This window comes from Micromonospora sp. WMMA2032 (genome assembly GCF_002688545.1).
In the GTDB taxonomy this organism is placed as follows: domain Bacteria; phylum Actinomycetota; class Actinomycetes; order Mycobacteriales; family Micromonosporaceae; genus Micromonospora; species Micromonospora sediminicola.
Map to the genome: position 1 here is coordinate 4727025 of NZ_CP024052.1, position 12546 is coordinate 4739570.

Consider the following 12546-nt stretch of genomic DNA (forward strand, 5'->3'; position numbering starts at 1 on the left):
CGGGTCACTCCACCCAGTCGCCGCCGCGCATCACCCGGACCACGTTCAGGTCGTCGTCGAGCACCACCAGGTCGGCGCGCAGGCCGGTCTGGAGGGCGCCCACCCGGTCGCCGAGGCCGATCGCGCGGGCCGGGGTGGTGGACACCATGCGGCAGGCGTCCGGCAGCGCGACCCCCGCGTCGACCGCGTGCCGCAGGGCGGCGTCCATGGTCAGGGTGCTGCCGGCGATCGCCCCGTCCCGGCTGAGCCGGGCCACGCCGTCGGCCACGGTGACCGCCTGGCCGCCCAGCTCGTACTCGCCGTCGGGCATGCCGGCGGCGGCCATCGCGTCGGTGATCAGCGCGGCCCGTTCCGGGCCGGCGACCGAGGTGGCGAAGCCGAGCATGCCGTCGTGCAGGTGGACGCCGTCGGCGACCAGCTCGCAGACCACGTTCGGGGCCTCCAGCAGCGCCACCACCGGGCCGGGCTCGCGGTGGTGCACCGGGCGCATCCCGTTGAACAGGTGGGTGCCGACGCTCGCGCCGGCGGCCACCGCCGCGCGGGTCTGCGCCCAGGAGGCGTCGGTGTGTCCGACCGCCGCGACCACACCACGCCCGACCAGCAGCTCGATCGCCGCCGTCGCGCCGTCCCGCTCGGGGGCGAGGGTGACCATGCGCACCGCGCCGCCACCCAGCTCGATCAGTTCGGTCAGCTCGGCCGTGGACGGGTCACGGAGGAACTCCGGGTTCTGCGCGCCGCAGCGGTCGGCCGACAGATAGGGGCCCTCGAAGTGGATGCCGGCGAGCACCCCCTCCTCGACCAGCGGGCGGAAGGCCGCGGTGGCGTCGCGCATCAGCGCGAACGGGGAGCTGACCAGGCTGGCCAGCAGCGTGGTGGTGCCGTGTCCGAGGTGGAACGCGGCGGCCTGCCGGGCCGACTCCGGGTCGCCGGTGGTGAACGTGTGGCCACCCCCGCCGTGGGTGTGCATGTCGACGAAGCCCGGCACGATCCAGTGACCGTCGCGCACCGACGGGTAGTCGGCCACCGCGCTGATCCGACCGTCCCGGATCTCCACGCAGCCCTGCCGGATGACGCCGGTCGGGGTCACCACCTTGCCGGTCACGCGCAGGGTCATCGGCTCTCCTTCGCCAGGGTGTCCAGGGCCAGCAGGGCGGCGCCCAGGCAGCCGGCCTCGTCGCCGAGGGCGGCCGCGAGCAGTCTCGGTTCCCGGTGGAAGGTCAGCCGCTCGCGCAGCGCCTTCCGCAACGGGTCGAACAGCCGGGGGCCGGCCTGGGCCAGCCCGCCGCCGAGCACCACGGTCGCCACATCGTAGAGCGCCTGCCCGGTGGCCAGACCGTCGGCGAGCGCCTCGACCGCCTCCCGCCAGACCCGCTCGGCGAGCCGGTCGCCGGTCGCCGCCCGGTCGGCCACCTCGGCGGCGGTCGCCGGTGTGCCGGCCAGCTCGGTGTAGCGACGGCCGATCGCCGAGGCGGAGGCCACCGCCTCCAGGCAGCCGGCCCGGCCGCAGCCGCAGGGCGGGCCGTCGGGGCGTACCAGGATGTGGCCGATCTCCCCGGCGGCGCCGTGCGCGCCGACGGCGGCCGACCCGTCGACCACGTGCGCGGCGGCGATGCCGGTGCCGATCGCGACGAAGAGCACGTGCCCGGCGTCCCGGCCGGCGCCGAGCCGGGCCTCGGCCAGGCCGCCCACCCGCACGTCGTGGCCGAGCGCCGCGGGCAGATCGAGGCGCGTGGCCGCCAGGTCGCCCAGCGGTACGTCCCGGAAGCCCACGTTGGCCGACCAGACCGCCACCCCGCGGGCCTCGTCGACCACCCCGGGCACGGCGATGCCGCAGGCCACCGGCGTGAGGCCGGCGGCGCGCGCCTTGCCCGCCAGCCCGTCGGCCACGTCCAGGACGGTGTCCACCACGGCGTCCGGGCCGCGCTGGGCGTCGGTGGCGTGCCGTTCGGTGTGCACGGTCGTGCCGTCCGGCCGGACCAGGGCGCACTTCATCCCGGTGCCGCCCACGTCCAGCGCGACGACGACCTCGTCGCGCCCCCTCACGCCGTCTGCCAGCCGGGCATGCGCTCATGGCCCTCGCTGCGCTCGGTGCGTTCGCTCATGCCAGGACCACGGACCTGGTGAGGTGCCTCGGCGCGTCGGGGTCGAGACCACGGCTGGTGGCCAGCGCGACGGCGAAACGCTGGGCCAGGATCAGGTCGGCCATCGGGTCGACCGGGTTGCGGCCGGCCGCCCAACTGGTCAGCACCGTGCGGCACCCGTGCGTGCGGCTGTGCACGAACGCGGCGCCGGTGGCCGCCACGTCCTCCGGCAGCCCGTCCGGGATGTCGCCGAACGCCCAGACCAGCCGGCCCGGGGCGGCGACCGAGATGGGGCCGTGCCGATAGTCCATCGCCGGGTACGCCTCGGCCCAGAACGTGGCCGCCTCGCGGCACTTCAGCGCGGCCTCCTGGGCCAGCCCCACGGTCCACCCGCGACCGAGGAAGGTGACCTGCTCGATGCGGGCCGGGTCGATCGGCAGCGGCGCCCGGACGGCGACCTCGGCGTCGGCGGCGAGCCGGCCGAGGTCCTCACCGAGGTGTGCGCGGAGCAGCGCGAGCGCGGTGGTGGCGAAGCGGGTCTGCACGACGGAGCGCTCGTCGGCGAAGGGCAGCGCGACCGTGGCGTCGGCCAGGGCGACGGCGGGGGAGTCCGGGTCGCCGACCAGGACCGTGGTGGGGATCCGCCCGCGCAGCGCGGCGAGCAGGTCGAGCACCTCGGTGGTGGTGCCGGAACGGGTGATCGCGATCAGCCGGTCGTAGTGGCGGCCGGTGGGGAACTCGCTGGCCTGGAAGGCATCCGTCTCGCCCTGGCCGGCGCCCTCGCGCAGCCCCGCGTACGACGCCGCCATGAACCACGACGTGCCGCAACCGACCACCGCGACCCGCTCGCCGGGGCGCGGCAGCTGGCCGGCGACGGTCGGGGCGAGCCGGGCCGCCTCCCGCCAGCAGTCGGGCTGGCTCGCGATCTCCGCGTGCACGAACGCCATGACAACTCCTCGCCAGGGGAGACCTTGCGCAATAGGGCGCGATACAGCCGTCTTTCGCGCGTCATTCTGCGCGAAGTCGGGTGGCTGTGGCAACCGTCTCCCGGTTCGCGCAGCACGGGGTTTTGCGCAGACCCAGTTTCGCGCACTACTGTGCACGCAATCAATCACCGTTCGTGCACAGTCAGGGGAGGCCCCCGCGGTGGACCGCTACGCGCGCTGGAACGCGCTGCTCGAGATGCTGACCGACAGCGGCCGGGTCAGCGTCGAGGAGGCGGCCGAGCGGCTCGACGTCTCCCAGGCCACCATCCGGCGGGACTTCGACCAGCTCGCCCAGCAGCAGATGATCACGCGGACCCGGGGCGGCGCGGTCGCCAACGGCGTCTCCTACGACCTGCCGCTGCGCTACAAGACGGCCAAGCACTCGGCGGAGAAGCAGCGGATCGGCGCCGCCGCCGCGGCGCTGGTCTCCCCGGGCACCGTGGTGGGGCTCAACGGTGGCACCACCAGTACCGAGGTGGCCCGCGCCCTGGCGGTCCGTCCGGATCTCAACACCAGCGCCGAGGGCGCCCAGCTCACCGTGGTCACCAACGCGCTGAACATCGCCAACGAGCTGCTGGTGCGTTCGCGGATGAAGGTGGTGGTGGCCGGTGGCGTGGTGCGGCCCAAGTCGTTCGAGCTGGTCGGCCCGCTGGGCGGGGCGCTGCTGCGCGAGGTCACCCTGGACGTCGCGCTGCTCGGCGTGGACGCGATCGACCCGCAGCTCGGCGCCGCCGCGCACCACGAGGGTGAGGCGGCCATGAACAGCCTCATGGTGGCCCGGGCCAAGCGGGTCGTGGTCATCGCCGACTCGTCCAAGCTGGGCGGGCACGCGTTCGCCCGGATCTGCCCGGTGGACCGGATCGAGACGCTGGTGACCGACTCCGGTGCGGCCCCGACGGTGGTGCAGGCGTTCCGGGACGCGGGCGTGCACGTCGTCTGCGCCTGAGGTGCAAGGAAGGGCCCCCTCTTAACGCCTCCGGTATGGGAGGGGTCCCTTCTTGACACGCCGACACTGCATACCCGGTATTGCCTTCGCGTGCATACCGCGTATGGTGTCGCTGTCACCTACTCATCGGGGGAGGTCAGCTGTGTCGGCTGTCCTGGAGATCGAGGGTCTCCGCAAGACGTACCGGAGCCGGAAACGCGGGGTACGCCACGCGCTCGACGGCTTCGACATGCGGGTCGAGGCCGGCCAGGTGCACGGCTTCCTCGGCCCGAACGGCTCGGGCAAGACCACCACGCTGCGTACGCTGCTCGGGCTGATCCGCCCCAACGGCGGCCGGATGGCGATCCTCGGCCAGGAGCTGCCGCACGCGCTGCCGGCGGTCGCCGGGCAGGTCGGCGCCATCGTGGAGAGCCCGCAGTTCTTCCCGCACTTCTCCGCGCGGGACACCCTGGGCCTGCTCGCCCAGGCCGGCGAGCTGCCCCGGCAGCGGGTCGACGAGGTGCTGGAGCTGGTCGGGTTGCGCGACCGCGCCGGCGAGCGGGTGAAGACCTACTCGCTCGGCATGAAGCAGCGGCTCGCCGTCGCGTCGGCGCTGCTCAAGAACCCGAAGCTGCTGATCCTCGACGAGCCGGCCAACGGTCTCGACCCGGGCGGGATCCGGGAGATGCGCGGGCTGATGCGCGGGCTGGCCGAGTCCGGGATGACCGTGGTGCTCTCCAGCCACATCCTGGGCGAGATCCAGCTCATCTGTGACTCGGTCACCATCATCTCGCTCGGCCGGCGGGTCGCGTACGGGCCGGTCGAGGAGGTGCTCGCGGCGCACTCGCAGGGCAGCGTGCGGGTGCGGCTGGAGGCGGTCAGCGACCTGCCCCAGGCCGCCGAGACGCTGACCCGCTCCGGCATCCGTGTCGCGACCAGCGAGGCCGACCACCTGATGCTGTCCGGCGTGGACAAGCCGGCCGAGGTCAGCCGGCTCCTCGCCGAGCAGGGTCTCTACGTCAGCGAGCTCACCCCGGTCGCGGTCGACCTGGAGAGCGTCTTCCTCGAACTGACCGCGACCGCGCCGGTCCCCGGCCAGCACCGTCAGGTCGATCAGTCCGCCAAGGTCGACCAGACCGGCACCGCAGGAGGTTGGGGCGCATGAGCCTGTTCGTCACCGAGCTGCGCCGGCTCGGCAAGCGCCGGCTCACCCGGCTGCTGCTCGTCCTGCTGCTGGTCGGGCTCGCCACCGTCGCCACCGCGTTCAGCTTCTCCAGCCACAAGCTCTCGCCCGAGGTGGTCGCCGCCGCCCAGGCCGAGTCCGACGCCCAGTACAAGCGCTCGGTGGAGGACTGGAAGCGCACCGTGGCCGACTGCGAGGCCGCCCAGGCCCGCGGCGAGCAGACCGAGGAGCGGTTCGGCCCGAACTGCGGCAAGGACTACCAGCCGCAGCCCGAGATGTTCGACCCGAAGTGGAACCTGCCCTACCAGTTCGACTTCCGGGCCGAGTTCCCCACGTTCATCGCCGTCTTCGCCGGGGCCGTGGCGCTCTTCGCGTTCATCGTCGGCGCCTCCTTCGTGGGGGCCGAGTGGAACACCGGCGGGATGATGAACCTGCTGCTCTGGCGACCGAAACGGCTCGCCGTGCTGGGCACCAAGCTGGCCGCCCTGCTCACCACCGTGCTCGGCGTGACGGTGGTGCTCGGCGCGCTCTGGACCGCGGCGTTCTGGCTGATCGGCACGTCCCGCGGCACCACCGCGAAGATGACCGCCGGCGTCTGGCGCTCGATCGGCCTGGACGGGCTGCGGGCGGTGGCCCTGGTGCTGGTGGTCGGCGCGGTGGCGTTCGCGCTCGCCTCGCTGGGTCGGCACACCGCCATGGCCCTGGGCGCGGCGGTGGCGGTCTTCGCGATCAGCGAGATCGGCATCCGGATCGCGGTCGGCGTGCTCTCGGTGCCGTTCGGCGACCGCTACGTGCTCTCCACGTACGCCCAGTCGTGGTTCCTGAAGCAGGCGGAGCTGTTCGACTACGACACCTGCCAGTTCGCCAAGGGCGCCTGCGAACCGGCCAAGTACGTGGTGACCTGGCAGCAGTCGGCAGTGGTGTTCGGCGTCGGGGCCGTGGCGGCCCTGGTCGGGGCGTTCTGGACGATGCGCCGGCGGGACATCTCCTGACCGCCGTCCGCGCCGCCGGCCGACGCCGGCGGCGCGGACCGCGCGTGCGATGCGGCCGGGGACGGCCCTGGTTACGCTGGGGTCCCCCGGCCGGCGCGTGCCCCGCGCCGGTCATCTGCCGTCGGAGAGGAGCGCCGTGTCCGCCGACGCCACCGAACGGGCCACCGACCGGGCCGAGCCGTCCACCCCGGACGCGCCGCCCACCGTCCCCCCGCCCCGCTCGGCACCGCCGGTCGAGTCCGCGCTGCCCGACGAGTCGCCGTCCCTCGACGCGGCCGGGCCGGTCGGGGAGGAGCCGGTCGCCGGGCTCACCGAGCGGGAGCGGCGGATCCTCGCCTTCGAGTCCCGCTGGTGGAAGCACGCCGGCGCCAAGGAACAGGCCATCCGGGACACCTTCGGTCTCTCCGCGACCCGCTACTACCAGCTGCTCAACGCGTTGCTGGACCATCCGGCCGCGCTCGCCGCCGAGCCGGTGCTGATCGGCCGGCTGCGGCGGCTCCGCTCGTCGCGGGCGCGCAACCGCCGGCGCTGACCGGCCTCACTTCTCGTACGTGCGCAGCCCGTTGCCGATGGCGAAGAAGGTCGGCGCCCACTCGCCGATGAAGATGCCCCACCGGTCCGCCCGCGCCACCCCGGCACGCTCCAGGCTCTTGGAGAGGAACCAGCTGGTGAACGAGAGCCCGATGCTGACGAACCCGGCGACGTAGGCGTGCTCCGCCCGGATTCCCGACTCGTGCAACCGCTCCAACATCGCGATCCCCCTGACGCTCGGTCCGACCCGATCGGGAATGACGCTACCGGCTGTTGCGAGGTGGTGACGGAGGGTTGCCGAGATGCGCCGGCGGTGCCGGCCCGCATGGCTCCGCGCCGTCCGGGTAGGCGGCGTGCGACGACGGAGGGAGCGGCTCGATGGGTGCACCGGACCGCCGGTACGCGACCGGCAGCAGCCCGGCCCGGGCGGTGGGGCAGGCGCCGCTGATGCGGGTGCGCTCCGCCTCCGATCCGGCGCCCGGCCGGCCGGAGAACGAGGACGTGGTCTTCCGGTTCGGTCCGCTGGTCGGCGTCCTCGACGGGGCGACCGTGCCGGAGGGCTTCGACACCGGATGCGTCCACGGCCCGGCCTGGTACGTCCGTCACCTGGCCGCCCGGATCGGCCTGGCGGTCGCCGCCCGGCCCGGTGCGACGCTGATGAGCAGTCTGGCGGCGGCGATCCTGGCGGTACGGGCGGACCACGGCGGGGTGTGCGACCTGGACCACCCGGGAACCCCGTCGTCGACCGTGTGCCTGCTGCGTGAGGGCGGCGACCGGGCCGACTACCTGGTGCTCTGCGACAGCCCGCTGGTGCTGCAGACCGATCGGGAGATCGAGGTGGTCACCGACGACCGGCTGGAGACCGCGCTGGCCGACCTGCGGCGCGCCGCCGCCGCGCTGCCCGGCGACGAGGTCGACCCGACCGTCCGGTTCCGGCGCGCGGTGAGCGTGCAGCGGACGCGGATGAACCGCACCCACGGCTACTGGGCGGCGGCCGCCGATCCGGACGCCGCCTACCACGCGGTGACCGGCGCGGTTCCGTTGCGCGGGCCGGGGGCGCTGTGCCGGGCGGCGCTGCTCAGCGACGGGGCCTCCTGCGCGGTCGAGCAGTTCGGCCTCTTCGACTGGGCCGGCCTGCTGGAGGTGGCGGCCGTGGAGGGGCCGGAGGGGCTGATCGACCGGGTCCGCGTGGCCGAGCGGGACCACCCGGACCGGCTGCGCCGGCGTAAGCGGACCGACGACGCCTCGGTGGCGCTCTGCGAGTTCGGACCCGTCGGGTGAGCACGCTCACGCCCGGAAGGACCGGTCGGATGACAACGCAGCGTGAGGCGGAACACCCCGGGGGTACGACCGGCCGACCCGCTCCGCCGTACCGGCAGTAGGTCGGCAAAGGGGTGGACGCGCGGCGGAACGGGCGGCAGACTGCGGCTCGTGACGGGTGCGGTACGGCTGGAGCCGGTGGACGAGCGCAACCTGGAGCCGTTGCTCTCCGTAGCGGCGGCCGAGGCTGAGCCGGAGGACGTGATGCCTCCGGTGGACGCTCCGGCCGGCTGGTCGTTGGCCCGTCGGGACGCCTTCCGCGAGTTCCACCGGGCCAGCTTCGGCGGTCTGGCCGGCCCGACCCGCACCGCCATGTACGCCGTCGTCTCCGGCGGCGAGGTGGTCGGGATGGTGCGGATGGCCCGCCGCGACGAGCCCGGGGTGGTGGAGACCGGCATGTGGCTGGGCCGGTCGGCCCGGGGGCGGGGCCTGGGCGCCGCCGCGCTGCGGGAGTTGCTGCACGCCGCTGCGGCGGCCGGAATGCACACGGTCGTCGCGGACACCACACCGGACAATGCCGGCGCTCTTTCCGTTCTTCGCCGATGCGGCGCGGAATTGCACGAGGAGAACGGCAGGATTCACGCGAGAATGTGTCTCGACTCGGCCATTCCGAGCCACTGAACGCACGCTTGCCGCAAGACAATCACCTCGTGTTCTCCCTGCTCACTTGGGATTGAGTGCGAGGTTCATCCTTTTCGGCGACGCCCTTCGCATTCCCTCGGGAAATGTTTCGCGCATGTGCTGACGGGTACTGCCCGCCGGGTCCGCTGATGGCGGGACACCGGTCGCTGACCCTTTTTCGCTGATCCCCGGCAGTTGTCTTCCGGGTCTGCTCCAGCATGTGGTGTCCCTTCCGCCGGGGAGCGAAGGAGAACTGATGAAGAGCGGAGCTCGGATCGCCCTGGCGGTCGGTTTCGGATATGTCCTCGGCCGCCGCAGGAAGCTGCGGACCGCACTCACCCTGGCCGCCGCCGTCGCGGCCGGCCGGGCCAGCCAGAACCCCGGCGGCCTGAAGCAGATGGCCACCGGCCTGCTCGGGTCGAGCCCGCAACTGGGCAACCTCGGCAAGCTCGGCGCGCCGCTGGTCACCGCCGGCCGGGCCGCGGCGACCGCCGCCGCCGGCAGCGGCATCGACGCGGTCAGCGGCAGGCTGCGCAGCGGCGCCGACGCGTTGCGCCGCCGCTCCGGCGAGCAGCCGGAAGGCGAGCGCTCGGCGCCCGACGAGGAGCAGGAGCTCGACGAGCAGCCCATGGTCGACGACGAGGACCGCGACGACGGGGACCGGGCCGAGCGGCCGGCCCCGGTCCGTCGTGGACGGGGGCGGTGACGATGGCCCCCACCAGCCTGACGGACCGGGCACGTGAACAGATCGGCGACGAGCTGCGCAACCTCGCCTCCGCGATCGGGGAACGGGCCGTGCAGGTGGTCACCGAGCGGGTCACCGGCGCCACCGGTCGACTCAGCGAGTACGCGAAGCAGGGCGGCGGTCCCGGCCTGGTCGCCGCGGCCACCGGCGCGCAGAAGCTCGCCGACGGCAACTCCCCGCTGAAGGCCATGTTCCATGCCGGCCTGGCCGGCGGTAAGGAGAAGCTGATGTCGGCGTTCGGCGGCGGCAAGGGTGGCAAGGGCGGCGGCAAGAAGCTCAAGGTCACCAACATCGTCGAGACCATCGAGGTCGGGGTGCCGGTCCGGGTGGCCTACAACCAGTGGACGACGTTCGGCGACTTCCCGAGCTTCATGAAGAAGGTCGAGCAGGCCGACAACGACGAAGACGAGAAGATGACCTGGAAGGCGCAGGTCCTCTGGTCGCACCGGACCTGGGAGTCGACCATCGTGCGGCAGATCCCGGACCGGCTCATCCACTGGCGGTCGAAGGGCGAGAAGGGCTCCGTCGACGGGACGGTCAGCTTCCACGAGGTCGGCCCCGAGCTGACCAAGATCCTGGTGGTGCTGGAGTACCACCCGCAGGGTCTGTTCGAGCACACCGGCAACCTCTGGCGGGCCCAGGGTCGCCGCGTGCGCCTGGAGCTGAAGCACTTCGTCCGGCACGTGATGACCGAGACCGTGCTCGACCCCGACTCCGTCGAGGGCTGGCGCGGCGAGATCGAGGACTCCCAGGTGGTCAAGGACCACGAGACCGCGCTCCGCGAGGAGCAGGAGGGCCGCGCCGAGGAGCCGGAGACCGAGCCCGAGGAGGAGCGCCGGCCCGCCGAGCGTGGCCGCCGCCGGCCCCCGGCACGCCGTCGCCCCACGCCCGCGGAGGAGGAGTACGCGGACTACGACGACGGCGAGGACTTCGAGGACGACGAGTACGACGAGGAGCCCGAGGAGGAGGAGCCGCCGCGTCGGCGGCAGCCCGAGCGGGCCCGCCGCCCGCAGCGCGCGGAGCGGGAACCCCGCGAGGAGCGGGCCCGTCGTGCCCCCGAGGCGCCCCGCCGTCCGGTGGTCCGCCGTCGGCGTGAGGAGCGTGGGGAGTGAGCGTCGCCGCCGCGGCCGGGAGTCCCGGCAGCGCGTTGGAGCGCACCGGCGGCGGTGGTGGTGGCCTCGCCGACGTCGTGGAGACCGTGCTGGACAAGGGCGTGGTGATCGACGCGCAGGTGTCGGTCGCCGTCGTCGGGATCCAACTGCTGGAGATGAACGCCCGGGTGGTGGTCGCCAGCCTCGAGACGTACCTCCGGTTCGCCGAGACGGTCGACCGGATGAACATCGTGCCGAAGGAGCAGAAGACGTTGCCCGACCTGGTGGACGGCGTCGCCGGGTCGGCCGCGAAGGGCAAGGCGATCTCCGGCCTGGGCAAGGCCGCCGAGGAGATCAGCAGCGCGGTGGCGGACTCGCTGCGCGACCGGCCGCGCCGGCGGGACGGGGAGCGCTGAGATGGCCGGGGAGAGCGGGCTGTTCATCTACGGCATCGTGCCGTCCGACGTGGAGCCGACCTCCGACGCCGAGGGGGTCGGCTCCCCGCCCGGCGAGGTGACCGCGATCCGGCACGGCGAGCTGGCCGCGCTGGTCAGCGAGGTGGGGCTGGAGGAGCCACTGGGCCGGCCGGCGGACCTGTCCGCGTACGAGCGGTTGCTGGACGGGACGGCCGAGGTCGCGCCCGTGCTGCCGGTCCGCTTCGGCACGGTGGTGACCGGCGAGGACGCGGTCGAGGACCTGCTCGACGCGCACCACGACCGGTTCGCCGACGCGCTGGACGAGTTCGAGGACCGGGTGCAGTACACGGTGCACGGGCGCTTCGACGAGCAGGAGTTCATCGGCGAGCTGCTCGCCGGCAACCGCGACGCCGTCGCCCTCGCCGACCAGGTGCGAGGTCGGCCAGAGGCGGAGAGCCGGGAGCAGCGGATCCGCCTCGGCGAGATGATCAGCCAGGCGGTCGAGCTGCGCCGGGAGGCGGAGAACCGGGACCTGATCGACGCGGTCGGCGGACACGTGGTCGCCGACGCGGCCCGCGCGCCCAGCCACGAGCTGGACGCCGTGCACGTCGCCTTCCTGGTCGCGAACGACGACGAGGAGGAGTTCGTCCGGGCCGTGGAGGAGTTCGCCGAGCAGCGCCGGGACCTGATCCGGACGCGGCTGATCGGCCCGCTCGCCCCGTACGACTTCGTCAGCGCGCACCAACTGGCGGAGTGAGCATGGACATCCTGTGGGCGCTGCTGACCCTGCCGTACGCGCCGGTGCGCGGGCTCACCGCGATGGTCAGGGTGGTCGCCCGGGAGGCGGAGTCGAAGCAGCACGACCCGGTGAACATCCGCCGCGAGCTGGAGGAGCTGGACCGGGCGGCGGAAGCGGGCGACATCACGCCGGAGGAGCGCGACCGGGGCCAGCAGCGCGTGCTGGACCGGCTGACGCCGCAGGGTGCGACGACCGGCCGTAGCGCGTCCCGGGCGAACGGCGGCGATCAACCGCCGCCGTCCGCCCGGCGACGCCCCGCCCGCCGGCGGGGGGAGCAGCAACGGGGGGCGAGGGGGAGGACATGACGTCGACACGGATCCGCGGCGACGGCAACCGCCAGCGGCAGGACGGCCGGGCCGAGGAACGCTACCTCGACGAGAACGACGAGGAGGCGATCAGCACGGCCGAGGCGGCCCGGGAGGGGCTGCGTCAGGTCGTGGCGCTGACCGGCAAGGACCCGCTCGGGATCACCTCGATCCAGCCCACCGACGACGGCTGGCTGGTCGGGGTGGAGGTGGTCGAGGACCATCGCATCCCCGCGTCCACCGACCTGCTCGGCCTCTACGAGGTGGAGCTGGACATGACCGGTGACCTGCTCGGCTACCGGCGGACGCGCCGCTACCAGCGCGGCAAGGGGGACGGGGGCTGAGATGACCACAGCGCGGCAACCGCCGGTGGTGCAGAACACCGGCCAGGTGATGGGCGCCGGACACGAGCCGGCGAACCTCGGCGACATCCTCGAACGGGTCCTCGACCGGGGCATCGTCATCGCCGGCGACATCCGGGTCAGCCTGCTCGACATCGAGTTGCTGACCTTGAAGCTGCGGCTGGTCATCGCCTCGGTCGACACCGCCCG

Annotated in this window: 15 protein-coding genes and 2 pseudogenes; 13 read left to right on the top strand and 4 right to left on the bottom strand. The window is 73.6% G+C overall.

Annotated elements, in window-relative coordinates:
* Positions 1-4 precede the first annotated feature (4 nt).
* From nagA to CO540_RS21885, 3 genes are read right to left on the bottom strand one after another with little or no spacing between them, the layout of a single operon-like run.
* Positions 5-1114, bottom strand: a complete 1110-nt coding sequence (nagA, locus tag CO540_RS21875) for an N-acetylglucosamine-6-phosphate deacetylase (protein ID WP_099163460.1) — start codon at positions 1112-1114, stop codon at positions 5-7.
* The gene (locus CO540_RS21880) at positions 1111-2043 is read right to left on the bottom strand and encodes an ROK family protein (RefSeq protein ID WP_099163461.1); all 933 of its coding nucleotides are present in this window, start codon (positions 2041-2043) and stop codon (positions 1111-1113) included. The genes nagA and CO540_RS21880 overlap by 4 nt, the downstream gene beginning before the upstream one ends.
* Positions 2044-2098: 55 nt before the next feature.
* Positions 2099-3028, bottom strand: coding sequence for an SIS domain-containing protein (locus tag CO540_RS21885; RefSeq protein ID WP_099163462.1), 930 nt, complete (start codon positions 3026-3028; stop codon positions 2099-2101).
* Positions 3029-3227: 199 nt separating this feature from the next.
* Here CO540_RS21885 and CO540_RS21890 point away from each other — a divergent pair, with 199 nt between their 5' ends.
* From CO540_RS21890 to CO540_RS21905, 4 genes are all read left to right on the top strand, one after another.
* The gene (locus CO540_RS21890) at positions 3228-4013 is read left to right on the top strand and encodes a DeoR/GlpR family DNA-binding transcription regulator (protein ID WP_099163463.1); all 786 of its coding nucleotides are present in this window, start codon (positions 3228-3230) and stop codon (positions 4011-4013) included.
* A 142-nt stretch (positions 4014-4155) separates the two neighbouring features.
* Positions 4156-5157 (top strand): ATP-binding cassette domain-containing protein, encoded by a 1002-nt coding sequence (locus tag CO540_RS21895; protein WP_099163464.1) that lies wholly within the window; start codon positions 4156-4158, stop codon positions 5155-5157.
* A complete protein-coding gene (locus CO540_RS21900; protein WP_099163465.1) occupies positions 5154-6167 on the top strand; it encodes an ABC transporter permease subunit in 1014 nt (337 codons plus the stop codon). The genes CO540_RS21895 and CO540_RS21900 overlap by 4 nt, the downstream gene beginning before the upstream one ends.
* 136 nt (positions 6168-6303) lie before the next feature.
* On the top strand, positions 6304-6699 hold the full coding sequence (locus CO540_RS21905) for a DUF3263 domain-containing protein (protein ID WP_253866144.1): 396 nt from the start codon (positions 6304-6306) through the stop codon (positions 6697-6699).
* A 6-nt stretch (positions 6700-6705) separates the two neighbouring features.
* On the opposite strand, the gene CO540_RS21910 is transcribed toward CO540_RS21905, so the two are convergent.
* Positions 6706-6918 carry a hypothetical protein gene (locus tag CO540_RS21910; protein WP_091569036.1) on the bottom strand — a complete coding sequence of 71 codons (213 nt, stop codon included), beginning with the start codon at positions 6916-6918 and terminating at the stop codon, positions 6706-6708.
* A 158-nt stretch (positions 6919-7076) separates the two neighbouring features.
* On the opposite strand from CO540_RS21910, the gene CO540_RS21915 reads away from it, so the two are divergent.
* The 9 genes and pseudogenes from CO540_RS21915 to gvpJ (CO540_RS31360) form a co-directional block, all read left to right on the top strand.
* Positions 7077-7979, top strand: a complete 903-nt coding sequence (locus CO540_RS21915) for a hypothetical protein (protein WP_099163467.1) — start codon at positions 7077-7079, stop codon at positions 7977-7979.
* A 150-nt stretch (positions 7980-8129) separates the two neighbouring features.
* Complete coding sequence (locus tag CO540_RS21920; protein WP_099163468.1) at positions 8130-8639, top strand: GNAT family N-acetyltransferase; 510 nt, start codon at positions 8130-8132, stop codon at positions 8637-8639.
* Between the two features lie 256 nt (positions 8640-8895).
* A complete protein-coding gene (locus CO540_RS21925) occupies positions 8896-9345 on the top strand; it encodes a hypothetical protein (RefSeq protein ID WP_216642297.1) in 450 nt (149 codons plus the stop codon).
* Positions 9346-9347: 2 nt separating this feature from the next.
* Positions 9348-10496, top strand: coding sequence for an SRPBCC family protein (locus CO540_RS21930; protein ID WP_099163469.1), 1149 nt, complete (start codon positions 9348-9350; stop codon positions 10494-10496).
* A 35-nt stretch (positions 10497-10531) separates the two neighbouring features.
* Positions 10532-10711 (top strand): annotated as a pseudogene (gene gvpJ, locus CO540_RS31355) (gas vesicle protein GvpJ); the annotation flags it as partial.
* A 181-nt stretch (positions 10712-10892) separates the two neighbouring features.
* Positions 10893-11648, top strand: a complete 756-nt coding sequence (locus tag CO540_RS21940) for a GvpL/GvpF family gas vesicle protein (RefSeq protein WP_099163471.1) — start codon at positions 10893-10895, stop codon at positions 11646-11648.
* A 2-nt stretch (positions 11649-11650) separates the two neighbouring features.
* Positions 11651-11995: a gas vesicle protein GvpG gene (locus tag CO540_RS21945; protein ID WP_099163472.1), complete on the top strand. Its 345-nt coding sequence runs from the start codon at positions 11651-11653 to the stop codon at positions 11993-11995.
* Positions 11992-12339 (top strand): gas vesicle protein, encoded by a 348-nt coding sequence (locus tag CO540_RS21950; protein WP_091569055.1) that lies wholly within the window; start codon positions 11992-11994, stop codon positions 12337-12339. The genes CO540_RS21945 and CO540_RS21950 overlap by 4 nt, the downstream gene beginning before the upstream one ends.
* Before the next feature lie 49 nt (positions 12340-12388).
* Positions 12389-12541, top strand: a pseudogene (gvpJ, locus tag CO540_RS31360) (gas vesicle protein GvpJ); the annotation flags it as partial.
* Between the last annotated feature and the right edge of the window lie 5 nt (positions 12542-12546).